At 50.5% G+C, this 23688-nt stretch carries 23 protein-coding genes; 12 read left to right on the forward strand and 11 right to left on the reverse strand.

Annotated features, from left to right (window positions below):
• The first annotated feature begins 62 nt into the window (after positions 1-62).
• Positions 63-1454, forward strand: coding sequence for a 2-hydroxycarboxylate transporter family protein (locus tag BS639_RS14515; RefSeq protein ID WP_084983447.1), 1392 nt, complete (start codon positions 63-65; stop codon positions 1452-1454).
• A gap of 279 nt (positions 1455-1733) precedes the next feature.
• Entirely contained in the window at positions 1734-3404 is a 1671-nt protein-coding gene (locus BS639_RS14520) for a lytic polysaccharide monooxygenase (RefSeq protein ID WP_158086934.1), read from the forward strand.
• 77 nt (positions 3405-3481) lie between these two features.
• Here BS639_RS14520 and nrdF read toward each other — a convergent pair whose 3' ends face one another.
• The 5 genes from nrdF to BS639_RS14545 form a co-directional block, all read right to left on the reverse strand.
• The gene (gene nrdF, locus BS639_RS14525; RefSeq protein WP_084983449.1) at positions 3482-4465 is read right to left on the reverse strand and encodes a class 1b ribonucleoside-diphosphate reductase subunit beta; all 984 of its coding nucleotides are present in this window, start codon (positions 4463-4465) and stop codon (positions 3482-3484) included.
• Between the two features lie 23 nt (positions 4466-4488).
• Entirely contained in the window at positions 4489-6639 is a 2151-nt protein-coding gene (gene nrdE, locus BS639_RS14530; RefSeq protein ID WP_084983450.1) for a class 1b ribonucleoside-diphosphate reductase subunit alpha, read from the reverse strand.
• Positions 6621-7025 (reverse strand): class Ib ribonucleoside-diphosphate reductase assembly flavoprotein NrdI, encoded by a 405-nt coding sequence (nrdI, locus tag BS639_RS14535; protein WP_055776421.1) that lies wholly within the window; start codon positions 7023-7025, stop codon positions 6621-6623. The genes nrdE and nrdI overlap by 19 nt, the downstream gene beginning before the upstream one ends.
• 8 nt (positions 7026-7033) lie before the next feature.
• Positions 7034-7273, reverse strand: a complete 240-nt coding sequence (gene nrdH / locus BS639_RS14540; RefSeq protein WP_084983451.1) for a glutaredoxin-like protein NrdH — start codon at positions 7271-7273, stop codon at positions 7034-7036.
• A gap of 421 nt (positions 7274-7694) precedes the next feature.
• The gene (locus tag BS639_RS14545) at positions 7695-8003 is read right to left on the reverse strand and encodes a DUF883 family protein (protein WP_055776428.1); all 309 of its coding nucleotides are present in this window, start codon (positions 8001-8003) and stop codon (positions 7695-7697) included.
• Between the two features lie 357 nt (positions 8004-8360).
• On the opposite strand from BS639_RS14545, the gene BS639_RS14550 reads away from it, so the two are divergent.
• Together BS639_RS14550 and BS639_RS14555 are read left to right on the forward strand one after the other, a co-directional pair.
• On the forward strand, positions 8361-9557 hold the full coding sequence (locus tag BS639_RS14550) for an MFS transporter (protein WP_055776430.1): 1197 nt from the start codon (positions 8361-8363) through the stop codon (positions 9555-9557).
• A 133-nt stretch (positions 9558-9690) separates the two neighbouring features.
• Positions 9691-10026: a DUF2002 family protein gene (locus BS639_RS14555; RefSeq protein WP_084983452.1), complete on the forward strand. Its 336-nt coding sequence runs from the start codon at positions 9691-9693 to the stop codon at positions 10024-10026.
• A 51-nt stretch (positions 10027-10077) separates the two neighbouring features.
• Here the strand turns inward: BS639_RS14555 and BS639_RS14560 are convergent, their stop codons facing one another.
• The gene (locus BS639_RS14560) at positions 10078-10518 is read right to left on the reverse strand and encodes a DUF1198 domain-containing protein (protein WP_055776435.1); all 441 of its coding nucleotides are present in this window, start codon (positions 10516-10518) and stop codon (positions 10078-10080) included.
• A gap of 146 nt (positions 10519-10664) precedes the next feature.
• Here BS639_RS14560 and BS639_RS14565 point away from each other — a divergent pair, with 146 nt between their 5' ends.
• Entirely contained in the window at positions 10665-11192 is a 528-nt protein-coding gene (locus tag BS639_RS14565) for a class IV adenylate cyclase (protein WP_084983469.1), read from the forward strand.
• A gap of 44 nt (positions 11193-11236) precedes the next feature.
• A complete protein-coding gene (locus BS639_RS14570) occupies positions 11237-12118 on the forward strand; it encodes a PhzF family phenazine biosynthesis protein (protein ID WP_084983453.1) in 882 nt (293 codons plus the stop codon).
• Positions 12119-12125: 7 nt separating this feature from the next.
• On the opposite strand, the gene BS639_RS14575 is transcribed toward BS639_RS14570, so the two are convergent.
• A complete protein-coding gene (locus tag BS639_RS14575) occupies positions 12126-13403 on the reverse strand; it encodes a lysine N(6)-hydroxylase/L-ornithine N(5)-oxygenase family protein (protein ID WP_084983454.1) in 1278 nt (425 codons plus the stop codon).
• A 49-nt stretch (positions 13404-13452) separates the two neighbouring features.
• Entirely contained in the window at positions 13453-14307 is an 855-nt protein-coding gene (locus tag BS639_RS14580; RefSeq protein WP_055776444.1) for a LysR family transcriptional regulator, read from the reverse strand.
• Positions 14308-14532: 225 nt separating this feature from the next.
• Between BS639_RS14580 and BS639_RS14585 the strand changes: the two genes are divergently transcribed.
• The 3 genes from BS639_RS14585 to BS639_RS14595 all read left to right on the forward strand — a co-directional run bounded on the left by BS639_RS14585 (position 14533) and on the right by BS639_RS14595 (position 18288).
• Positions 14533-15720 carry a M20 family metallopeptidase gene (locus BS639_RS14585; RefSeq protein ID WP_084983455.1) on the forward strand — a complete coding sequence of 396 codons (1188 nt, stop codon included), beginning with the start codon at positions 14533-14535 and terminating at the stop codon, positions 15718-15720.
• Positions 15721-15793: 73 nt separating this feature from the next.
• Positions 15794-16600 (forward strand): transporter substrate-binding domain-containing protein, encoded by an 807-nt coding sequence (locus tag BS639_RS14590; RefSeq protein ID WP_084983456.1) that lies wholly within the window; start codon positions 15794-15796, stop codon positions 16598-16600.
• Entirely contained in the window at positions 16600-18288 is a 1689-nt protein-coding gene (locus tag BS639_RS14595) for a M28 family peptidase (protein WP_084983457.1), read from the forward strand. Before BS639_RS14590 ends, BS639_RS14595 begins: the two co-directional genes overlap by 1 nt.
• A gap of 11 nt (positions 18289-18299) precedes the next feature.
• Here BS639_RS14595 and BS639_RS14600 read toward each other — a convergent pair whose 3' ends face one another.
• Positions 18300-18755, reverse strand: coding sequence for a GNAT family N-acetyltransferase (locus BS639_RS14600; protein WP_233427679.1), 456 nt, complete (start codon positions 18753-18755; stop codon positions 18300-18302).
• A 10-nt stretch (positions 18756-18765) separates the two neighbouring features.
• Positions 18766-19320: a helix-turn-helix domain-containing protein gene (locus BS639_RS14605; RefSeq protein WP_084983459.1), complete on the reverse strand. Its 555-nt coding sequence runs from the start codon at positions 19318-19320 to the stop codon at positions 18766-18768.
• A gap of 75 nt (positions 19321-19395) precedes the next feature.
• Between BS639_RS14605 and BS639_RS14610 the strand changes: the two genes are divergently transcribed.
• Complete coding sequence (locus BS639_RS14610) at positions 19396-19917, forward strand: GNAT family N-acetyltransferase (protein WP_084983460.1); 522 nt, start codon at positions 19396-19398, stop codon at positions 19915-19917.
• Between the two features lie 76 nt (positions 19918-19993).
• Complete coding sequence (ada, locus tag BS639_RS14615; protein WP_084983461.1) at positions 19994-21055, forward strand: bifunctional DNA-binding transcriptional regulator/O6-methylguanine-DNA methyltransferase Ada; 1062 nt, start codon at positions 19994-19996, stop codon at positions 21053-21055.
• A 33-nt stretch (positions 21056-21088) separates the two neighbouring features.
• On the opposite strand, the gene BS639_RS14620 is transcribed toward ada, so the two are convergent.
• The gene (locus BS639_RS14620) at positions 21089-21802 is read right to left on the reverse strand and encodes a GNAT family N-acetyltransferase (RefSeq protein ID WP_084983462.1); all 714 of its coding nucleotides are present in this window, start codon (positions 21800-21802) and stop codon (positions 21089-21091) included.
• Between the two features lie 283 nt (positions 21803-22085).
• Between BS639_RS14620 and BS639_RS14625 the strand changes: the two genes are divergently transcribed.
• Positions 22086-23612: a glycoside hydrolase family 28 protein gene (locus BS639_RS14625; RefSeq protein ID WP_084983463.1), complete on the forward strand. Its 1527-nt coding sequence runs from the start codon at positions 22086-22088 to the stop codon at positions 23610-23612.
• Positions 23613-23688 lie beyond the last annotated feature (76 nt).

Here is a 23688-nt window from a genome sequence, read left to right on the forward strand (position 1 = left end):
TGCCCCCATGATTTCTATTCTCTTTCCTAATACCAACAAGAAATAAGAAAGAGGTCATGGCCATGAGCACAACCGATGATTCTTACATTGTCGTAAAAGAAAAAGATCCTGTGGCAAAGGAGCTCGCCGCTGCCCGTCATACCGCGGCTAAAACTGCCCTGCGCGACAAATGGTGGCGCGTACTGGATAATTACAAGGTCGGCATTATTCCTCTGCCATTCTTTGTTCTGGCTGGCGTTCTGATTCTGCTTGACTGCCTGAGTGGTAAACTCCCCAGCGACATTGTCGTCATGGTGGCTACGTTGGCCTTTTTCGGCTTTGCCTGCGGCGAGTTTGGCAAAAGGCTGCCGCTGTTGGGGAAACTCGGTGCGGCGGCGATTTGTGCCACCTTTATCCCCTCGGCGATGGTGCATTACGGACTGTTACCCGACGTAGTCGTTGAATCAACCACTAAGTTCTACAAGTCGACCAACATTCTCTACCTTTATATCTGCTGCATTATCGTCGGCAGCATCATGAGCATGAACCGTCAGGCGCTGATCCAAGGTTTCCTGCGTATTTTCGTGCCGATGCTGTGCGGTGAAATCGTTGGCATGCTGGTGGGCATGGCGGTGGGTATGGCCATGGGACTTCCGCCATTCCAAATCTTCTTCTTCCTGATCCTGCCGATCATGGCCGGTGGCGTCGGAGAAGGGGCGATCCCGCTGTCGATGGGCTATGCGGCAATCTTGCATATGGAACAGGGTGTGGCGTTGGGTAAAATCTTGCCTATCGTGATGCTTGGCGGACTGACCGCCATCGTGCTGGCCGGTATTCTTAATCAGATAGGGAAACGCTACCCGCATTTGACCGGTGAAGGCTCGCTGATGCCCGCCAAGAAGGGCGCTATCGCTAACGGCAATGACGAATTTGAAGGCACCCCAGGCGTCAACGCTTTGGCTTGCGGTGCGCTGCTCGCTATTCTGCTGTATATGGTCGGCATGTTGGGACAGCGGCTGATTGGCCTGCCTGCCCCCGTCGGTATGCTGTTTGCTGCGGTAGCGGTGAAGCTGGTGCACGGTGTTTCACCGACCATTCAGCACGGTTCCATGGCGGTCTATAAGTTTTTCCGCACCGCAGTGACTTATCCGATTCTGTTTGCCGTGGGTGTGGCTATTACGCCTTGGCAGGAGCTGATGGATGCCTTCACGATTCAAAATCTGGTGGTGATTGTCTCAACCGTTTGTGCACTGGTGGGGACCGGCTTTATCGTCGGCAAAAAAATCGGTATGCACCCGATAGACGTGGCGATTGTTTCCTGCTGCCAAAGCGGACAGGGCGGTACGGGTGATGTGGCCATCCTGACCTCGGGTAACCGTATGACATTAATGCCGTTTGCACAGATTGCGACTCGAATTGGTGGCGCGATTAACGTCTCGATTGGTTTGTTAGTATTGGCGAAATTCTTCTCGTAAGCACTCAAAGCCCTTGCCTTGCAGTGCCTAGGCAGGGGTTATCCTCTCACTATTTTCGATAATCCGCACATTTCAGCCCACCGTAATCGCTACCTGCTCAACTCACCTCGAGATTTTTCTCCATAATGAATCCATAAGTCTGATTCTAAAGGGCTACATTCCCGTCAGTTTATTTCTTATTATTTCTAAATATTACCGAAAGTAATTACTCAAGTGAAAGAGGTCGATTTTCTTCTCTGTTTCGCAAGGATGAATTTTTACTATAAATGGATCAAAATAATGAATATAAAAAATCGAACTTTATTATCTCTAGTCATCGGTAGCCTTTGTGCGGGCGCTGCACCTACTGCCTTTGGTCACGGAGCATTAGTCAGTCCACCAGCACGCCAGGTTGCCTGCATAGACTCAGGTATGGCGGGTAACTGTAAAAAAGCCTCAGCAGACAGTAATGACGGTGGACAATCAATTTACACATGGCAAGAGCTGACGGGTTTTGTTTACGGTAATCACAGTGCAGCAGAGGCCAGAAAGGCTATCCCTAGCCATCTTATTTGCTCCGGCACTTCTAAAGGATCTGGATTCAGTCAGCCTAGCGCAGATTGGAGGACCACAACGATCACACCGAATAACAACGGTAAGGTCACGATGCGTTATGGCTATACTCAGCCACACGACGTTTCATGGATTGAATTCTACATCAGTAAAAAAGGGTTCAATCCGGCTGAGAAAGCATTAGGCTGGGATGATATCGAACTACTGGATACGGTGGTTTCCTCCAAATCGGTTAGCTCAATAACGGGGCAGAGATATAGAAGCTATGAGGATTATAAAATCAGTATCCCGGAAGACCGAAGCGGCCGGGCTGTTATATTTACCCGCTGGCAGCGTCAGGATAATGCCGGTGAAGGTTTCTATGGCTGTAGCGATGTGATTATTGATAGGAATGGCGGTGAGCAACCCCCAGTGACAGATGATCCGGAGATAGGTGAAGAGGACGGTACCGATTGGGTTGAATCAGGCAAATTTGCCCAGGACCATAAACCCGCAGTCGGTAACTATGTTCACTTCCGTGTAATGGGAGGTACCAAAGGCAATAATCTGGTTGATATCAGTAAAAAGATCACCAGTGCTAACGTCAACGATAAGTGGATTTCTGAGCTGGCTTTTGACATTAACACCAACCATTCCAATATCGTTCTGATTGGTAAGCAAGATGGCGGTGGCATAGTTAACTTTGATCCTGCGAATTTACGTGGCAATAGTATTTTCCTTCGCGATAGCAAGCAGTCTGCGGTCTTGAGCGTTGAAAAAGCAACGGATGCACCGGTTGCCGTGGCACCTGCTGACTTTACCGTGACAGAAAATGCGGCTAGCAGAGGCTATGATTTAGATGGCTCTCAGAGTCAGAATGCGGCATCTTACCTTTGGACAATTATTGACTCTGACGGGGGTAAGTTTACTCTGCAAGAGCGGAACGGGGGTTCCTGGGTATCGCAAGTAAAACAGGCGAAAGCGCGTGCATTAATTAAACCTAATACCCATGGCAAAGCGGTTTACCTATTAACCGTGACCGGTAAAGACGGTAGCAAAGACGCTAAGCGTGTGACTGTGACGGTTAAAGCCAACGGTACGGTAACGCCGCCGACTCCACCGACGCCACCGACTCCTCCAGTAGGCGATTTCCCAGCCTGGGATCAGGGGAAAACCTACGTTACCGGTGATAAAGCCAGCTTGAACAACGTCAACTACATTGCCAAGAATTGGACCCGATCCAAACCGGGCGTAGGCAGTGACTGGACATTTGCTGATGCGAGTGTGGTTACCGAGTGGAGTTCTTCAATGACCTATACCAGTGGCAACTTGGTCACCTACGGTGGAAAAACCTGGAAAGCGGCGTATTGGAGCGTCGGCAATACGCCGGGTCAACACGCAGTTTGGGTTGCGCAATAATATTCCAGTAAGGTAAAAAAAATGCCTGCACGTTATGTGCAGGCATTTTTTATCTGTTAAACCCTATGGAGGGGAAATTAAAAATTCCAGTCTTCATCTTCAGTATTTACCGCTTTACCAATTACGTACGACGATCCAGACCCCGAGAAGAAGTCGTGATTTTCGTCGGCGTTTGGCGATAAAGCCGATAATATGGCCGGATTTACATCCGCCATGCTGGCCGGGAACAGCGCCTCATAGCCAAGATTCATCAGCGCCTTGTTGGCGTTATAGTGCAGGAATTTCTTCACGTCTTCACTCCAGCCCACGCCGTCATACAGCTCTTCGGTGTAGCGAACTTCGTTGTCATACAGGTCCTGAATCAGGTCAAACGCCTGATCCTTTATCTGCCGCTGACGTTCGGTGCTTTCAAGCTTCAACGCCTGCTGGAACTTATAACCAATATAATAGCCGTGCACCGCTTCGTCTCGAATGATCAGACGGATCAGGTCGGCGGTGTTGGTCAGCTTGGCGCGGCTCGACCAGTACATTGGCAGGTAGAATCCTGAATAGAATAGGAACGACTCCAGGAAGACGCTGGCGACTTTCTTCATCAGCGGATCTTCGCCGTTATAATAAGACAGTACGATCGCCGCCTTGTTTTGCAGCGCGACGTTTTCCTCACTCCAACGGTAAGCATCGTCGACGTCTGAGGTCATGCACAGCGTTGAGAAAATCGAGCTGTAAGAGCGCGCATGAACCGCCTCCATAAAGCAGATATTCGAGTAGACCGCCTCTTCATGCGGAGTCACAGCGTCTTTCATCAACGTGGGGGCACCGATAATATTCTGCACGGTATCGAGCAGCGTCAGGCCGGTAAAAACGCGGATCGTTAACTGTTTTTCTTTCGCATTCAGCGTTGCCCATGAGGGAATGTCATTGGATAACGGCACTTTTTCCGGCAGCCAGAAGTTAGAGGTCAGTCGGTTCCAAACCTCTAAATCTTTATCATCCTGAATTTTATTCCAGTTAATGGCTTTGCTGATCGGCTGTGCTGGCAGCAGTTGTTTAACCGAGCTCATACTTTTTCCTTAATTTTAATCAGTTAAAGCGTGCACGACACACAGCCCTGAACTTCAGTCCCTTCCAGCGCCATTTGACGCAGGCGGATGTAATAAATGGTTTTAATGCCTTTACGCCAAGCATAAATCTGCGCTTTGTTAATGTCGCGCGTCGTGGCGGTATCGCGGAAGAACAGTGTCAATGACAGCCCCTGATCTACGTGCTGCGTCGCCTCGGCGTAGGTATCAATAATTTTCTCGGGGCCAATCTCGTAGGCGTCCTGGTAATACTCCAGATTATTGTTATCCATAAACGCCGCCGGATAGTAAACACGACCGATTTTGCCCTCTTTACGAATTTCCACTCGCGAGACAATCGGGTGAATACTGGAGGTCGAGTTGTTGATGTACGAGATAGACCCCGTCGGCGGTACCGCCTGCAGATTCTGGTTGTACAACCCGTGTGCCATCACCGACTCTTTCAGCGCGGTCCATTCGGCGACGCCCGGAATAGCGATGCCGGCCTGTTCGAACAGCTCGCGTACGCGCTCGGTTTTCGGATGCCAGATATCCTGCAAATATTTATCAAAGTAGGTGCCGCTGGCGTAGGTCGAATCTTCAAATCCTTTGAAGGTTGTGCTGCGTTCAATCGCAAGCTGGTTCGAGGCGCGCACGGCGTGATAAACCACGGTATAGAAGTAGAGGTTGGTGAAGTCCAGACCTTCCGCCGAGCCATAATAAATACGCTCCCGTGCCAGATAGCCGTGCAGGTTCATTTGACCCAGGCCAATGGCGTGCGAGTCATGATTACCTTGCTCAACCGACGGCACCGAGCGGATGTTGCTCATGTCAGAAACCGCCGTCAGCGCGCGGATCGCCATTTCGACCGATTGCCCAAAATCTGGCGAATCCATGGCGGCCGCAATGTTCAGCGAGCCGAGGTTGCAGGAAATATCCTTCCCCACTTTCTGATAAGACAGGTCTTCGCCATACACGGTCGCCGAGTTAACCTGCAAAATTTCCGAGCACAGGTTACTCATATTGATACGACCCTTAATCGGATTCGCACGATTAACCGTATCTTCGAACATCATATAAGGATAGCCAGACTCAAACTGAATTTCGGCCAGCACTTGGAAAAACTCGCGGGCGTTGATTTTGGTTTTGTGAATGCGCTTATCATTAACCATTTCGCGATACTTCTCGCTGATGCTGATTTCAGACATCGGCACGCCGTACACTTTCTCGACGTGATAAGGCGAGAACAGGTACATGTCTTCGTTATTTTTCGCCAGCTCAAACGTAATATCTGGGATCACGACGCCGAGCGACAGCGTTTTGATGCGAATTTTCTCATCGGCATTTTCGCGTTTAGTATCCAGGAAACGCAAAATATCCGGATGATGGGCATTGAGATAAACCGCACCCGCGCCCTGACGTGCACCCAGCTGATTCGCGTATGAAAAGGCATCTTCCAGCATTTTCATAATTGGGATCACACCTGACGACTGATTTTCGATGCGTTTAATAGGCGCGCCGACTTCACGAATGTTGGTCAGCATAAAGGCCACGCCGCCTCCGCGTTTAGACAGTTGCAGCGCCGAGTTCACAGAACGACCAATCGACTCCATGTTGTCTTCAATGCGCAACAGGAAGCAGGAGACCAGTTCACCGCGCTGCTTTTTACCGCAGTTAAGGAAGGTCGGCGTGGCGGGCTGGAAGCGGCCGCTAATAATTTCATCCACAAAATGACCGGCGAGTTTGATATCGCCCTGCGCCAGCGTCATCGCCACCAAACAAACGCGGTCTTCATAGCGCTCAAGGTAGCGCTTGCCGTCGAAAGTTTTTAAGGTGTAGCTGGTGTAGTACTTAAAGGCGCCCAGAAAGGTCTGGAAGCGGAATTTTTTGGCGTAAGCCTGTTTAAACAAACGCTTAGTTGACTCAAAGTCGTAAAGACTGAGCACGGCGGCGTCGTAATAGCCTTCTTCGACCAGATAACGCAGCTTTTCAGCCAGGTTGTGAAAGAACACCGTGTTCTGATTCACGTGCTGGAGGAAGTATTGGCGTGCGGCGAGTTTGTCTTTATCAAACTGAATTTTACCCTCGGCATCGAACAGATTTAACATCGCGTTAAGCGCGTGATAGTCCGGTGTGCCGACACCCGGATCGGTGATTGCTAGTTCTGTCGCTGCCAAAATTCAGTTACTCCCTTCTTGACCTTTGCAACGTCCTCCGGTGTGCCCAGTAGTTCAAAGCGATACAGGTAAGGAACCTGACACTTTTGCGAGACGATTTCACCGGCAATGCAGTACGCTGCGCCGAAATTAGTGTTGCCAGCGGCAATGACGCCGCGGATGAGTGAACGATTGTGTTCGTCGTTGAGGAAGTGGATCACCTGTCTAGGAACTGCCCCGAGCGCCGTTCCCCCGCCGTAGCTGGGAACCAGCAAAATATACGGGCACGTCATTCGCAATTTTTCGCCTTGTGCTGCAATCGGTATTCTGACTGCCGGCAAACCGAGTTTGCCGACAAAGCGATGGGTGTTTTCCGACTTACTCGAAAAATACACCAGGCTGTTCATTACCGGCCTCAGTGCACTTCTTGAAACTGGCGCAGGGCGGTAATTTTGTCAGGACGGAAGCCTGACCAATGGTCGTCACCGGCTACAATCACCGGCACTTGCTGATAACCCAGCGCGCGGACTTGCATTAATGCCTGCGCGTCCTGCGTCAGATCGACAACGTGATAGTCAATGCCATGTTTGTCCATAGCACGGTAGGTGGCGTTGCATTGTACGCAGTCTGGCTTGCTGTAAATGATTATGCTCATGATTCGCATTTACCTTTAGGGTAAGATGACTGAATTGTTTACGGCTTATGTTCTGCCTGTTATGCAGGAAATAAGCCGTAAAATGAGTATCGAACGGTTATCTGCTGTCGACCAAAAGAATACTAGATGTAGTGGTGATAATTATCAACCCGACTAGATATAGGCTTTTTGAATGATTGATTATCATTTGGCCGGAAAGGGCCGTGAAGCCGCATGGAATCTGGCTTAGCTTTTTTTCGATATTTTAAAGATTTTTTGTAAAGGTGAGGCCGCTCGGATTTTGAACGATTTTTGCTTGCAAAAATGAAAAAGCCCCAATGCGGGCAATCCGGCATGGGGGCTTTGAGGGAATGATCATTTACCGCAAAAACGAGTTTGGTACAGCAAAAAAAGAGTTTGGCGTCAGGCTATCGCCGTTAGGCTATTTACGAGCCAGCAGTACACCCAGCACGATACCGACTGCGGCACCCACACCTACGCCATGCCACGGATTTTCTTTCACGTAATCTGTCGCTTGGTTGGCGGCATCACGGGCATGCTGAGTAAGATTGCTATTGCCGTTAAAACGGGCTCGTGCATCGCGCAATACGCCTTCTGCTTTGCCGCGAATTTTTTCCAATTCATCTTTGGTTTTCGAGTTACCGGATTTCAACACTTCATCCAAGGTATCGGCCAGCAAAGTAATGTCCTGGTCTGCGTCACGCTCGATTTTTTCTGATTTCTTAAACATTAAGCTCTCCATGTTTGAACATTTTGTTTAGAACGGGGTTTCGGATAATACTCACCGTTCACTTTTTTATCAGCCTGTTAAAAGCATAGCCTAAAATAGGGCTATGTGACCGATATCACGTTGGATCGCTCAATAATCACCCACAAAACAGAGTAATATGAGGAAAAAAGAGCGGTATGGCGGGTAATTTTCTTCATTGGTGACGCGGACTTGCATCTGCCGTCTCGGATTTTTCTGCAAAATGGGCCGCTGACAGACGATTGATGACATTTTTAAAACGTTTTTTCATTTGCAGCATGGAAAAACCTGTTTATGCTGTGAATTCCACAAAACTGTGATCTACATCCAGGTTAGTCCATGTCCCCAAGTAAGTTTCAAACTAATTTGCAGTTAAATAAGCGCATACTGTCGATAGTTATTTTCACATTTGTTTGCTATTTGAGCATCGGTTTACCCTTGGCGGTACTGCCCGGATTCGTTCACGGCAAGCTCGGTTTCAACTCTGTTCTGGCGGGTCTGATTATCAGCGTGCAATATTTCGCCACGCTCGCCAGTCGTCCTCACGCCGGACGCTTCGCGGATAACATTGGTCCCAAAAAAGTGGTTATTTTCGGACTGGCCTGCTGTGGCATCAGTGGCTTGTTCTACGTATTAGCCTTTTTAAGCAGCGCTATCCCCGTGCTTAGCCTGATTCTGCTGTGTGTGGGTCGCATCTTTTTGGGCGTAGGCGAAAGTTTTGCTGCCACGGGCACCATTTTATGGGGAATTGGCGCAACCAATCCCATTCACACTGGACGAGTTATCTCATGGAACGGGGTGGCAACCTATGGCGCAATGGCCGTGGGCGCGCCGCTGGGCGTGTTGCTTAACCTGCATTGGGGACTGGCGGGCGTTGCAGGCTTTGTGATGATTATTGCCGTGCTGGCGATAACGCTGGCCTCGACTAAACAAGCCATTACTGTGGTCACCGGTAAGCGCATCGCCTTTCGCGCCGTGGTGGGCAAAATTTGGATGCACGGTCTGGGATTGGGCTTCGGTACCATCGGTTTTGGCGTGATTGCCACCTTTATCACCCTCTATTATGCAGACAAAGGCTGGGAAGGCGCGGCGTTTACTCTGACGCTGTTCAGCCTGGGTTTTGTCGGCATGCGATTGATATTCGGCAGCAATATTGCGCGCTTCGGCGGTCTGAAAGTGTCAGTTGTGTCCTTTGTGATAGAAATTATTGGCCTGTTAATGATTTGGCAGGGGCACAGTCCGTTCAGCGTTGAACTCGGCGCGTTTCTTACCGGTTCTGGCTTCTCGCTTATCTTCCCTGCACTGGGCGTAGAGGCGGTGAAGCAGGTGCCACAGCAAAATCAGGGTACAGCCTTAGGGACATATTCGGCGTTTCTGGATCTCGGTCTGGGCATTACCGGTCCCGTTGCCGGCCTGGTGATTTCACACTTTGGCACGCCGTCAATCTATCTCGCCGCTTCGTTCATGGTGATGCTGGCGATAGTGATAACGCTAAAAATGATGCGTATCGAAAATCGTAGAAAGCAAAATGAATAGGGCAAATATTTAAACGATCCTGCTGGCAAAAGCTTAGATAATTCCTAAATAGCCGTGGATTAAGGCTAAATGCATTGTTTGACAGATTTATTGCGGTAAGGTCGCCATGCGGTTTAGATAGCGAGGACAAACCATGTATTTACGGCCCGATGAAGTGGCAAAAGTGTTAGAAACATCCGGATTCGAACGAGATTTTATTGACGACAAAGCCTATGGTTATCGTCGAGGTGAGCACTACGTTTACGTCAATCGAGAGGCGCGTTTTGGTCGCACGGCGTTGGTTATCCATCCTGCAATGAAAGAGCGCAGTGAGCGATTTGCCGAGCCGACGGCGTCTTCTCGCAGCAGTCACGTTTACACCCAATTTCCTCTCGACCTTGAGAGCGAAGCCGTTACTTATTATGGAATTTGTCACGGTTTCAGTTCACGTCAGATCCTGAGCAACTATCTGGATAACGTCTTCAGATAAGCCACATGATGCTCCTTCCCCTTTCAGGGGAAGGTTAGGATGGGGTGTGTTTTAAACCAAGTGGATTTGATTAAAGGTTTCGTTGTAACTGCGGCGAAACTGCGCCAGCTCGAACGGTTCAATGTCGAGTTCGGCGAAGTAGAATAATGCCAATTCGGCGTGCTCACTGGTCAGCATCGGGTCGAGATGAGCGCGAATCAATACGTTGCGCCAGTGGGTAATATTTTCATCAGAGGCATCTTTGATGAACGTATGATAAATAAACACGATATAGGCCGCTTTACGGATCTCTTCCGCGTACCCCCCGCTAATCGAGCGAATAAACATCGCGCTCTGCCGTTTGCCCATCTCCAGCAGCATCGAATCAATATAAACCGGTTTTATCTTTAACAAACTGGCCAGTGAATCGTTAGCCTTTCTGGTATCTGCGGTCATAATCCAATAGCCGACAACAAAAACCACCACCAGTGCAGCAATCATAATCCATATCATTCTTGACTCTGGCCTCCGGCCTGGGTGCGTAATGCCAATGAGTTTATAGGGTTACTGCGCTTAATCAACCGCAAATCGTCTGGCGAATTTTTGCGTTCATAATGTAATGATAAACTGAGTTATTCCCCTCGTTTATGGAGTTTGCCGTGGCCCGTAATATTGAAATCAAAGCACGAATTGACGACTTTTCTGCTCTTTACGCCAAAATAGCCCTGCTGGCCGACGGCATTCCCGACATCATAGAACAGGATGACACCTTTTTTGTTTGTCCGAATGGCCGTTTGAAACTGCGTACGCTGGCCGTAGACCGCGGTGAGCTTATCTTTTATCAGCGGGTGGATCAGGCCGGCCCTAAAACCAGTTTCTATTCTCTTTCTGAAACTCAGGATCCGAACGGACTGCGCGAAACGCTGACCTTGGCCTTGGGCAGTGCGGGTCGCGTTATTAAGCAGCGCACGCTGTTTATGGTCGGACAAACCCGTTTGCACCTCGACCGCGTAAAGGGACTCGGTGATTTTCTTGAATTTGAAGTCGTGTTGGAAGAAGATGAAACCGAAGCGCAAGGTATTGCTATCGCGGAAGATTTACTTGAGCGTTTGCAGATTCAGCGTCAAGAACTGGTGGATCAGGCCTATGTCGATTTGCTCAATCAACGGCAACAGCACCCCCTGTGATAGCTCATTCACACAGTCCAATTTCTTTCATAAAAGCAGGTGTTATGTCAGTTAAACGTCGTTACAAACAGGTTGATGTTTTTACCGCCCAACCGCTGAAGGGCAATCCGCTGGCCGTTATTCTTGAGGCTGAAGGTCTTGAGGACGCGCAAATGCAGGCGATTGCCCGTTGGACCAACCTGTCAGAGACGACCTTTGTTCTGCCGCCGACCGACCCCACCGCCGATTACCGCGTGCGTATTTTTACCCCAGACTATGAGTTGCCTTTTGCCGGTCATCCTACTCTGGGTACGGCGCACGCGCTGCTCGAGAGCGGGTGGGTGCCTAAAACGCCGGGCCAGCTGATTCAGCAGTGTGGTGTGGGGCTGGTGCCTGTCAATCTGTTGCCGGAGGGCGGATTAGCCTTTGGCGCACCTGCGGCCAACATTACCGCGTTGTCTTCGCAAAGCCATGCGCTGCTGGAGGCTACGCTGAACAACATCCCTCGTGCATCAGGCTTTGAAGCGTACATTGTTGACATGGGTATACGCTGGCTGGTGGTAAGAATGACGAGCGCCGAGGCCTGTTTGCAGCTCAATGTTGACGCGACGGCCTTGGCGAAACTCCAGCAACAAACGCAGGTTAATGGCATCGCGCCGTATGGCCCGTGCTTGAATGATCCTACGCTGGACTATGAGCTGAGGGCGCTGTTTATTGAGCAGTCGCAGCTGATAGAAGATCCGGTGACCGGCAGTGCTAATGCGTGTCTGGCACGCGTGCTGACCCTGTTGGATTTCCCCGACGGTGGCGAAACGTCTCGTCAATATCGCGTTCGTCAGGGGACTCAACGCCAGCGGGATGGCAGAGTATTTGTGCGCTATGAGCAAGGGCAGCCTTGGATTGGGGGCGAAACCTGCACGCTAATCGACGGCACGATCGCAGTGTAAGCCCCTCTTATTTATTGGGCCACCACTGAACCAGCGACTCACAGGGGCTGATATCATAGAAAGCCTGCCCGAGCAGGTGGTTGATGATTTTTGCCGATCGCCAGGCGGTTAATGTCAGTTGGCCCTCTGCCGCGCCGTGGCTGTGTATCCCGGCATTCACCGCGTAAATACGGTGAGTCTCAGGCCCGTTCCAGCGCAGATTAAAATTGGCTTCCAGCGGCAGATGCTGCTCATGGTCATAGGGAATGCGTGCGAGCAGCGGCGCGAGATAGTCGGGCAGTGCAGGCCGATAGCCGGTGGCTAAAATGACAAGATCCGCCTCAAAATGCTCTTCGCATTGGCTTAGACCGTGAGTAGCCAGCAGTTGGAAACGATCATCGGCGGTCCGCGTGATGTTTTTCAGCGCTCTGTGCGGCAGCAGTGAGACGTTTCTCGGCTGCTGAAGCACGTCGAACCTGTGGTAAAGATGGTGATAAATCTTTTCCAGCGTGTGATAGCTGATGCCGTCCGACGGTAACTTTTGCGTTTTTATCTCTTCCTGTCTGACTTCGTCGGGCAGGGTGTAGAAATAGTTGACGTATTCCGGCGTGAAATATTCATTGGTGAATATCGACTCGTCCAACGGTTGAAAATTAGGCCGCCGCGATAACCAGGCGAGGTGTGCCGGCTCTCCCCAATGCCCGTCTAATGTATTGAGCATAATGTCTGCTCCACTCTGGCCCCCGCCGACGATCATCACTTTTTTGCCGCGAAAATCCGGCTCCAGCAGCTCAATCTCTGCGGCGTGAAAACAGTTTTCCCCTAGCGCTGAACGCGCTGAAAACGGGACCCACGGCGCATGGCCTGTGCCCAAGCAGATATGCCGCGCGCGATATTCTCCTTCAGGCGTTTGCACCTGAAAACACTTATCGCGGTCGTTAAAATCGATGCTTTCTACTGGATGTGAAAAGTGCAAATTCGACATTTTTTTGCAGGCCCACAGCAAGTAATCTGAAAATTCATCGCGGCTGATGGTCAACTGCTCGGTGGCGAGAAAACGGTAGATTTTCTTGCGTTCCACCAGGTAATTAATAAATGAAAATTCGCTGCGTGGTGAAACCGTGGTGACTAAGTCCTGTAGAACATAGGTCTGCATCGTGGCAGTTGGCAGCAGCATGCCAGGATGCCAGCCGAACTCGCGGTTAGCATCAAAAAAAGCACTCTGAACAAGGCCCGTGTCCTTGGCCATTGCCGCAAGACTGAGGTTAAAAGGGCCGATGCCGACGCCAATAAGATCAAGAGTCATGTCCGTTGCTCCATGAATAGGTTGCCCTAAGCATAGTTCACGAAAAGGCTTAAAGCGGAGTGCTCTTAAGAATATGAATAAAGGACTGCATAACCGGAGATGACTCAATATTATGCCGATAAAGCAGCCAGGTACGGTTTTTAACCTGTTGGCCCTCCAGAGAAATGGGGCGGCGATAAAGGCTTTCAGGCAGAGGCAAATAGCTCGAAATAATTGCATATCCCAGCCCGTGTGTGACCATTCCCAAACAGACTTCAAGTTTGTCGACAGTCATGGCAATGTTAGGCGCATGAGAGAAATTAGCGTTCCACCACCTGTCGAGCAGCTGTGTGACGTGCTGGCCGTGAACAATGCGAATTTGCGGCAAATGTGGCAACAGAGCGAAATCGAAATCCTGATGACTTATCAATAAATAATCATCCTCATCAATCAGATCTTTACCTTCCTTCCAGTGATAGTCGTCTTTGACAATGGCGATATCAATATCGCCACGCTGCAGCAGGGTGAATATTTCTTCGCTCAGACCGCTCATTAAATTAATGCGAATACCGGGGTGTGACAGACGAAAACGGCTCAGCAGTGGCGGCAGTCGATACGCCGCATAATTACTGGATACGCCGATAGAAATCTCGCCCTGCTGCGCCATCTCTAGACTGTGCAGGTTTTCCTTGAGCAGCTGTAAATCGCGCAGAACCTTCTGCGCATGCTGCGCCAGATATTCCCCCTGCGCGCTAAAAACCAGGCCCTTGTGTCCGTCTTCAAATAGCCGAATTGCCAGCTTGCGCTCTATTTGCTTAAGCCGATAACTCAGGGCGGGCTGTGAACTATAAAGCTGCTCGGCGGCACGGGTAATATTTTTATGTTGATAAACGATGAGAACGGTCAGCCAGTCTTTTTCATTCATGCTTGTTTCCCCGACGTCTGCGTAGCCTGAAAATTTCATTCAGCGCGGTGTATAAAAAAGTGTCATAAAAGAATTTTTGCATGAAAGCGTCTGTAGATAAAAACACTTAATTGGACGGTCGCCTTGAAATCGCCTATTTGTGGGAGATGTTGAGAATATCTTCCTATTTTTATCAGGGTAAAGCCGGAAATTAAGGCGTTATCTGCACTTGCTCAGGGAAAAATCATGTTTGAATGCACCAAAAAGAGTCAAAAAGATAAAATTATTTATACCGTCGACAGTTTGGCTCCTCGTCTTAAACATTTGGCGTTAACGATTCATGCTAATCCCGAATTGAGTTTTGAAGAATTTGAGTCGGCGGCAGCGCTGATTGCTCCTTTGCGTGAAGCCGGATTTCAGATTGAAGAACGGCTAGGCGATTTGCCTACCGCATTTCGTGCTGTCTACGACAGCGGCAAGCCGGGACCGACTCTCGGTCTGTTGGCAGAGTACGACGCATTGGTCGGGTTGGGTCACGCCTGCGGGCACAACCTGATAGGCACGGCATCAATAGCGGCAGCGTTGGCCTTAAAAACCGGGTTTCCAGAGTTTAGCGGGCGCCTTGAAGTGATTGGAACACCGGCGGAAGAAGAGGGCGGCGGCAAAATTATCCTCGCCGAAAAAGGCATCTTTGACCACCACGACGCGGTGATGATGTTCCATCCACGCGACAAAACGATGGTCGTTCGCGGCGGGCTGGCCTGCGTGGACGCCGTATTCAAGTTTTATGGCAAGGCGGCGCATGCAGCCTCTGCGCCGCAAAACGGCATTAGCGCGCTTGACGCCGTGATCCACACCTTTGTCGGAATCAATGCGTTGCGCCAGTTGTTTACCGACGACGTGCGCGTGCACGGAATCATTACCGATGGCGGCAGTGCAACCAACATTGTGCCCGCCTACGCCGAGGCAAAATTCCTGCTGCGTGCCAACACTGTCAAAGGGCTGGCCACCGTGCGCGCCAAAGTCTTCGCTGCGGCGCAGGGCGCGGCAGACATGAGCGGGGCGCGCCTTGAAATTGAAGAAGGGCTGACCTACGCCGAGCGCAATAATAACCTGACCTTGGCCGACTTTTTCAAACAAAACCTCGACATTTTGGGCGTTGAAGTGGTGCCACCGCCGCGCAGTGGCGGAATTGGTTCATCTGATATCGGCAACGTCAGCCAAATCACTGCTGCTATCCATCCTTATCTGCGCATCGGTGATGTTATGCCGCACACCCCTGAATTTGCCGAAGCCGCTGCATCTGACGCCGGCCTAGAGGCGATGCTGAACGCGGCAAAAGCTCTGGCCATGACCGCCGTTGACCTTATTGAAAGCCCCGAGATGCTGCGTGCGGTAAGAGACGAATTCCTCAGTTGGAAAGCGCAGAACTGAAAACCGGTTGTGTTGCAGAAACCATGGTCCTCAGAAAATAAACTTTTAAGAAAAAAAGACGGGAAAAAGAATAATGAAAACCACCATCAAACACACTCTGGGCCTTGCCCTGCTGGGCCTGACGTTGAACACCGGCGCGGCTCATGCCGCCGGGGAAACGCTACGGGTTGCCGCCGATCTCAGCTATCCACCTTTCCAATTTCGCGATGCGCAAGGGACGCCGAGTGGTTATGAAATTGACGTGACTAACGCTATTTGCAAAGAGATGCAGGTGACGTGCAACTATGTTGTCACCAGCTTTGACGCTGAAATACCCTCGCTGCTTGCCAAAAAAGTTGATTTTATTTCTCCGCAGGGTGCCACTGAAAAACGTCGAAAAGTCATCGACTTCAGCGATTTTGTTTACCATATTCCGACCAAGCTGGTGGTGCAAAAAGGCAGTCCTCTGCTGCCGACGCCAGAGTCGTTGAAAGGTAAACGCGTTGCGGTGCAGCAAGGATCCATTCAGGAAATGTATGCCAACGCTTACTGGCTGCCGAAGGGTGTTGACGTTGTCGCCTATGCCGATCAGGACACCATCTATCAGGATTTAGTCGCCGGTCGTCTGGACGCCGCGTTAAGTCCGGCGGTGGCGGTGACTTACGGCTTCCTCAATAAACCGGAAGGTAAAGATTTCACTCTGACCGGCCCTGAAGTGCGCGACGACAAACTGTTCAGCATCGGTTCATCCTACGGCGTACGTCAGGGCGATACCAAAACCAAGACGCTTCTCAACCAGGGACTGGCAAAAATCATTGCCGACGGCACGTGGGACAAAATTCGCAGTAAATACTTTGGTGATCTCGACATCGCCGTGCATCAGGGCGCTGGTGTCAAATAATGGCTTTTTTTGCCCCTGTTTATGAGCAACTGATGCCGGTTATGAATGAGCTGCTGCTGGCGTATTCTTCGCTGCATCGTTTATCCGGTAGCGAAGATGCCGAGCACGCTGCCAGCCTGCTGGTAAATTTGCTGCGCTCGCACGGGCTAGAAGCTCGACTGGAAAAGTGCCCGCTGCTGCTGAGCGACCCTATTACGGGTAGCCTGACGTTGACCGATTTTCCCGATTGGCAGTGTCAGGCCAAGACCCGCTCCTTCTCCGCCCACTGTCCACAGGGGGTCGGCGCAGCGCTTTATTACGATGCGCAGTCAACGTTGGCGCGTACCGACCTTGAGTGGCAGGCGTGGGCGCAGCAGGTTGAGGGCAAGATTGTGGTTGCCGACCAGGGCTTTGAGGATTACGTACAGCGTCTTGATGCTGCGCGGGCGGTGGGCCTAGTGCATATTTGGACCTCAGCCGAAACTGCGCTGCATGAGGAAACGGTAGGGCCTATTTGGGGAACGCCGACGTTGGAGGATGCTCAGCGTTATCCAAGGCTGCCGGTGATTTCAATTAACCAGCGTGACGGACAGCGGTTGCTGAACACTATGACTCACACCCGTCTGCCGGTTCGCGCCGAACTGCGCACTGAGTTAGCGCGGCATGTGCGCACATGCAGTCTTCCCGTTGTTGAGATTGCCGGTCAGAGTGACGAGTTTGTGCTGCTGTCATCCCACTATGATTCTTGGCATGAGGGCGTTACCGACAACGCAACCGGTAATGCGCTTTGCGTCGCGATGGCCATTCACTTTCAGCAGCAGTCGGCGATGCTTAGGCGCGGGCTGCGCATTGCCTGGTGGCCGGGGCATTCTAATGCACGCTACGGTGGCTCAACCTGGTACGCCGACAACTATCGTCAGCAGCTCGGAGAACGCTGCGTGGCGCACATTAATGTTGATTCACCGGGCTGCCTCAATGCCGTTCAGGTAGTGATCAATGCCAGTGGTGCCGAGTCAAATTCCTTTCTAAATCAGGCTGTAGAGGTTATTACCGGCAAGCCGGCGCTGCGCATTACGCCTCTAGGAAAAGGCGGCGATCAGTCATTTTGGGGCAGCGGCGTGCCGTTACATTTTGCGCTGCGGGAAGTGCCCATTGAGAAAACCAGTGATTCACCGGGCAGCGGTGGAGGGTGGTGGTGGCACACTGAAGAGGACACTTACGACAAAGTGGATTTGAACATTCTCTGGCGCGATTGCCAAATTCACGCACATTGGCTCAGTGCTCTGCTGATTGAGCCGTCGCTGCCGATAGATGCCGTCGATTACCTTGAAAATAACCGGCAGGCGTTACGTCAACTACAGCAGAGGTTGGACCCTGAATTTAGCCTGGAGCAGATCGCACAAAAGTTACGGGATTTGCAGGATCCGATCGCCCATCTTCAGCATTTGTCGCACAGCCACCCCGATCGTTGGCAATCGATTTTAGTGCGTACCGTGGCAGATCTTCATCGCCTTCGTTACAGCGCTACCGATGATTTTCACTATGATCTCAGCTATCGCGGCGGTGCTTTTCCCGGTTTTCAGCCACTGGCGGCAGATCTAGGACAAACCACTCCCGAAACAGCACTGATGATGCAAACGCAGTATCGCCGCCAGTGCGATCGCGCCTTGGCGCTGCTGCAAAAAATCAGTGACAGGCTGCAGAAATAATCAACCGATGATTACTGCAAGTCTTTAAGCATAAAAACGCTCAGCGGATCGTCGAGATAGTCGCCAAAACGCTCGGTGATCATAAAACCACATTTTTGATAAAGGCCGATCGCCGCCTGATGATCAACGCCGGTTTCCAGATAAAGGCGCGGCAGCCGCAGCCGTCGCGCCTGGGCTTCAACTGCCGTCATCAACTGTTCGGCAATACGTTGTCCGCGAAACTGCGGATTGACGTAAACCCGCTTAATTTCCGCCAGCCCGTTGTCGCCAATATATAAACAGCCGCAACCGACGCCCACGCCCTCAATGTCGGCGATAAATGGGTAATGTTCATTATTTGCCATCTCCTCGAGCGGAATGCTGTAATCACTTTCGGCTGGATATAACACACTCTGGTAGGCATCCAACTGACTGACTAATTTAATAAACTGCGGGTCCTGCAAGGTGGTGAGATTGATAGTGAGCACGTGTATTTCCTTATCCTTGGTTAATCACTAGCAGATATCGACAGGGTTGTGCATCGACGTTATCAAAAGTGACAGGTAAATCAACGCCAAAAACCAGCACATCGCCGGGCAATAACGAATAGCAATTTTCGCCATAATGCACCGTCAACTCACCCTCAACTAGCCACAGGCGCTGCTTATACGGTCTGTTTCCCCAGCTTGGATAACTCACCCGAGACTTGGCTGGCAGAGTCACTTCAATCATCTCAAGAGCTGTTTGCGCCTCGGGTGGCAATACTTGGCGGCGTAAATAACCGATGTCGGGATCGCGCCAAACCGCCTGTTCATCACGGCGCATAAAATGTTTTGGTCTGTCGCTGTCGTCAGATAACAGCTGCGTAACCGACACGCCAAGCCCGGCGGCCAGCCTGCCGAGGATTGTCGCGCTAGGACTGCTCTCTTGGCGTTCAATTTTGGAAATCATTGCTTTGCTTACCTCGGAAAGCTCGGCTAACTGCTCTAGATTCAGGCCCTTACTCTTGCGCAAAGCAAGAAGGCGCTTTGCAATGACTTCATCGATTGACATTTTTTTGTTGCCCTGTTTACTTTCATGGAATTAATTCTACTATATTGGAATTAAGTTTAACAAGAGGGGATCGTTATGAATCAGATCGACTGCACTGAATCTCGACACGGTGGCGCTATACTCGAGATCTTCAACGAGGCTATCCTTAACTCAACGGCGCTTTATGACTACCGTGAGCGTGATATAGGAAGTATGGGACCGTGGTTTGCCGCTAAGCGCAATGGCAATTTTCCGGTGATTGGATTAGAAAATAGTCAAGGCAAACTGCTCGGATTCGCCAGCTATGGGACTTTCCGCGCTTGGCCTGCTTATAAGTATTCCGTTGAGCACTCGATTTATATTCACCCACAGCATCGCGGTCAGGGGTTGGGGAAAGTTTTACTTGATGCCATCATTGAAGAGGCAAAACGGCGACAGGTTCACACGCTGATTGGCGGAATTGACGCGACTAATGCCGCCAGCATTGCACTGCATACCCAAGCTGGATTCATTGAGGCGGGGATTATCAAGCAGGCCGCCTATAAGTTTGATCGCTGGCTGGATTTGGCATTTTATCAGCTGATTTTGTCAACGCCTGAGCATCCAGTCGCGGAATGAAAAAGCAAGCCGTGGAGTGTTATCAACACGCAAAGCTTTTAGGCTCAGTGTATTGAGCCAGTGAGAGAGATTGACCATGAAGCATGATAAATATAATACCGACGACGAAGCCTGCTGGCAGGCGATTATCAGCCGCGACGCCAAGGCTGATGGTGATTTTGTTTACGCCGTTAAAACGACCGGAATTTACTGCGCACCCTCATGCCCGTCACGAATGCCCAATCGTGACAACGTGGAGTATTTTACCGACGCCGTTCAGGCTGAAAATGCAGGATATCGCGCCTGCAAACGCTGTCGTCAGGGGCGCAAGTCTTTGCTCGAGCAGCACAGTGCGCAGGTTGAGCAGGCCTGTCGTCTACTTGAGAGTTGTGAAAAAACGCCAACGCTGGAGCAGATTGCCCAGCAGGTGGGCCTCAGTGCTTATCATTTTCATCGCCTGTTCAAGACTTTTACCGGACTCACTCCGCGTGCCTACGCGGTAGCCAAAAGACAGCAGCGAGTTCGAGAGAAACTGGTAGAAAGTCCATCGATCACCTCGGCCATTCTTGATGCGGGCTATGCTTCAAACGGCAATTTTTATGCCTCCTCACCGGCCAGCCTCGGCATGACGCCCAAGGCCTTTCGCGCCGGAGGCAAAGGCATGGCGGTGTGGTTTGCTGTGGGACGATGTTCGCTCGGTGATATTTTAGTGGCAGAAAGTGCTCGTGGGATCTGTGCGATCCTGTTAGGAGACAATCCACAGGCGCTGATCGAAAGTCTGCAGGATAATTTTCCTCATGCGCAACTTACCGGTAATGATGAGAATTTTGAAAAAAGAATCGCCACCGTGGTCGGTTTCGTGGATCAACCGGGTACCAGCCTGAAGCTGCCTTTGGATATTCGCGGTACGGCATTCCAACAGCGAGTTTGGCATGCGCTGCGCGCTATTCCTGTCGGAGAAACGTTGAGTTACGCTGAAGTGGCTGAAAGAATCGGTTCGCCCAAAGCGGTACGTGCCGTTGCGGGCGCCTGCGCGGCCAATTTACTGGCCGTTGCCATACCTTGTCATCGGGTAATAAAAAATAATGGTGCGCTTTCAGGCTATCGCTGGGGAGTCGAAAGGAAAAAGTGCCTGCTGGAAAAAGAGCAGGGCACGTAGCCGCTGATTTTCCAGCATGGCAGCCCTGCTGATTTATTTAATCGCCACTCTGAAACTTTCAAGTTTTTGTTTTTGCTCACCTTCAGGCGTAAAGTTCTCGGCGTTAAGCCAGTGCTGAAACGCCGTTCTGATGGGCGCCCACTCACCGTCGAGCATCGAATACCAGCAGGTATCGCGATTATGACCTTTAGTGAGCATTGCCTGCCGGAAAGTACCTTCAAACTGAAAACCAAAACGTTTAGCCGCAAGATTGGAGGCTTCATTCAGGCTGTTGCATTTCCATTCACAGCGGCGATAGCCCAATTTATCAAACAGATAGGTAAGCAGCAGGTAAATTGCTTCGGTTCCAAATCGCGAGCGCTTCATCAGGGGTGACCAGTTTACCCAACCGATTTCTGCCACACCGTTTACCGGATCAAGGCGCATTAACGAGACGCCGCCAATCGCGCGCAGAGTTGCCTTGTCAATCACGGCGAAATAGAGCGGATCTTTCAAACTGGAAATCTTGGTGATGTAGGTGTCACAGTCGTGCTGGGTAGCCGGACGATCGATTGAGAAATAGGTCCAGTCGCGATCGTCATCAATGCTGTGCCATGCGTCAAACAGTGACTCGCTGTGCTTATTAACGTCTAGCGGTTCGAGACGGCAATATTGTCCTTCCAGCGTAATGCGCTCAGGGAGTGGACGCGTTTTCCAGCCGGAGACTTCATCACCAATCGGCTGTCCAAAATGATTAAGGGTAGTCATCGTTTTCCCGTTGTGTTTGAACAAGATGCGTTTTACATGGTGAATATAAAATCAGAAGTCGCTATCTATCGCAACCGCCATCACCTGGCATCATGCCACTTTCGGCATTAGTGCAGGTTCCCTACAAATTGCGAGTGCAATCACAACCTTCGTCTATTTTTCATCCACTGACCCCGCAATGTTGTATAACAACTTTTACTTTTTGATGATATTTAAGCTAATTATCAACCAAACCTGTGTGATATCTTTGGGGGGTAATGGTTTTTTAGCGTGGGAGTGAGCAATGGAAAATCAAAACATTGAAGATAAAAAACAGCAGACTTCTCCTCTGTCTCGTCGTCATCTACTGCAGTGGGGGGCCGCTACCCTAACGCTTGGGCCGATAATGCTGCCGCGAAGCACGCTGGCCGCCGAGGCAACATCTCCGCCGCCTTCGCGTTCACAATCAGCCGAAAATTCAGTATCTATTCCGCATTCTATGGCACAGGGATGGCACGATTTACCGCCGATTTTGGCTCGAATAAAAGCGCCTAAGTTTCCACATCGAGATTTTACGATCGCCGATTTCGGTGTTAAACGATCGGGAGAGGATGCCTCACAGGCAATTAAGCAGGCTATCGAAGCCTGCCATCAGGCTGGCGGTGGGCGGGTTGTTATTCCGCAGGGTATTTTTTATACGGGCCCAATCTGGTTAAAAAGCGGGGTGAATCTGCACCTCGCCGACGGTGCTACCTTAAAGTTTTTCACCGATCCTCAGAAGTACCCTAACGTGCTTACGCGTTGGGAAGGCATTGAATGCATGAATTTTTCCCCGCTCATTTACGCCATTGATGCCGAAAATATTGCCATTACCGGCAAAGGAACGCTCGACGGGCAGGCCAACAAAGAGAACTGGTGGGCTTGGAAACAGGCCGATGGCACGCAGGTTAAGCAATACAGCGACATGAAAAAACTGATGCAGATGGGGGAACAGGGAACGTCGGTAGCCGAACGGGTGTTTGGTCTTGGACATTTTTTACGGCCTAATTTCATTCAGCCTTATCATTGTAAAAACGTTTTGATTGAAGATATTACGATCATTAATTCACCGATGTGGGAACTGCATCCTGTCCTTAGCGAGAATATCACTATTCGCGGCGTTCAAATTCATTCACACGGGCCAAATAACGACGGATGTGATCCCGAATGTTGCCGTGATGTATTAATTGAAAACTGTGTTTTCGATACTGGGGATGACTGTATTGCCATCAAATCTGGCAAAAACAACGACGGTCGCCGAGTCAATACGCCGTCAATCAACATTGTTATTCGCGGTTGTAAAATGTTGGACGGACACGGTGGCGTGGTGCTTGGTAGTGAGTGCTCGGGGAATATCTACAATGTATTTGTTGAAGACTGTGAAATGGATAGTCCACATTTGGACAGAGTATTACGCTTTAAAAACAATGCAGTACGCGGCGGTAAACTAGAGAATGTTTTTATGCGTAATATTCGCGTCGGTCAGGTTAGCGAGGCAATATTGACTGTCGACTTCTTGTATGAGGAAGGTGAGAAAGGGCCTTATAAACCGGTAGTCCGCAACGTGTATATTGAGCAAGTCACCAGCAATAGCAGTCCAAGAGTGATGTATATCGCCTCATTTAAGGGGGCCGAAATAGACAATATCCATTTTTCAGACTCTGTTTTTAGCGGCATTACTTCCAGCGAAGTCATGTCTACTTCGGGAACCGTCTCCTTTCGCAACGTGGTGATTGAACCCAAAAATAGACCGCAGGGGCTTAACTCACGTTTGCCTGCTCAGGGATGGTAACTTTCATTTCCCAGCGATTACTTGATTGGTTAAAGTGGAAGCAAGTGATTTTTTTCTGATTAATTCCTGAGGCCAT

Source organism: Rouxiella silvae, assembly GCF_002093625.1.
Taxonomy (GTDB): domain Bacteria; phylum Pseudomonadota; class Gammaproteobacteria; order Enterobacterales; family Enterobacteriaceae; genus Rouxiella; species Rouxiella silvae.

Coding starts and splice junctions, on each gene's coding strand:
- BS639_RS14585 (WP_084983455.1), top strand. CDS start 14,533: ATGTTTGAATGCACCAAAAAGAGTCAAAAAGATAAAATTATTTATACC.
- BS639_RS14575 (WP_084983454.1), bottom strand. CDS start 13,403: ATGACTCTTGATCTTATTGGCGTCGGCATCGGCCCTTTTAACCTCAGT.
- BS639_RS14570 (WP_084983453.1), top strand. CDS start 11,237: ATGTCAGTTAAACGTCGTTACAAACAGGTTGATGTTTTTACCGCCCAA.
- ada (WP_084983461.1), top strand. CDS start 19,994: ATGAAGCATGATAAATATAATACCGACGACGAAGCCTGCTGGCAGGCG.
- BS639_RS14515 (WP_084983447.1), top strand. CDS start 63: ATGAGCACAACCGATGATTCTTACATTGTCGTAAAAGAAAAAGATCCT.
- nrdI (WP_055776421.1), bottom strand. CDS start 7,025: ATGAACAGCCTGGTGTATTTTTCGAGTAAGTCGGAAAACACCCATCGC.
- nrdH (WP_084983451.1), bottom strand. CDS start 7,273: ATGAGCATAATCATTTACAGCAAGCCAGACTGCGTACAATGCAACGCC.
- BS639_RS14620 (WP_084983462.1), bottom strand. CDS start 21,802: ATGACTACCCTTAATCATTTTGGACAGCCGATTGGTGATGAAGTCTCC.
- BS639_RS14605 (WP_084983459.1), bottom strand. CDS start 19,320: ATGTCAATCGATGAAGTCATTGCAAAGCGCCTTCTTGCTTTGCGCAAG.
- BS639_RS14545 (WP_055776428.1), bottom strand. CDS start 8,003: ATGTTTAAGAAATCAGAAAAAATCGAGCGTGACGCAGACCAGGACATT.
- BS639_RS14595 (WP_084983457.1), top strand. CDS start 16,600: ATGGCTTTTTTTGCCCCTGTTTATGAGCAACTGATGCCGGTTATGAAT.
- BS639_RS14560 (WP_055776435.1), bottom strand. CDS start 10,518: ATGATATGGATTATGATTGCTGCACTGGTGGTGGTTTTTGTTGTCGGC.
- BS639_RS14555 (WP_084983452.1), top strand. CDS start 9,691: ATGTATTTACGGCCCGATGAAGTGGCAAAAGTGTTAGAAACATCCGGA.
- BS639_RS14610 (WP_084983460.1), top strand. CDS start 19,396: ATGAATCAGATCGACTGCACTGAATCTCGACACGGTGGCGCTATACTC.
- BS639_RS14625 (WP_084983463.1), top strand. CDS start 22,086: ATGGAAAATCAAAACATTGAAGATAAAAAACAGCAGACTTCTCCTCTG.
- BS639_RS14590 (WP_084983456.1), top strand. CDS start 15,794: ATGAAAACCACCATCAAACACACTCTGGGCCTTGCCCTGCTGGGCCTG.
- BS639_RS14580 (WP_055776444.1), bottom strand. CDS start 14,307: ATGAATGAAAAAGACTGGCTGACCGTTCTCATCGTTTATCAACATAAA.
- BS639_RS14520 (WP_158086934.1), top strand. CDS start 1,734: ATGAATATAAAAAATCGAACTTTATTATCTCTAGTCATCGGTAGCCTT.
- BS639_RS14550 (WP_055776430.1), top strand. CDS start 8,361: ATGTCCCCAAGTAAGTTTCAAACTAATTTGCAGTTAAATAAGCGCATA.
- nrdF (WP_084983449.1), bottom strand. CDS start 4,465: ATGAGCTCGGTTAAACAACTGCTGCCAGCACAGCCGATCAGCAAAGCC.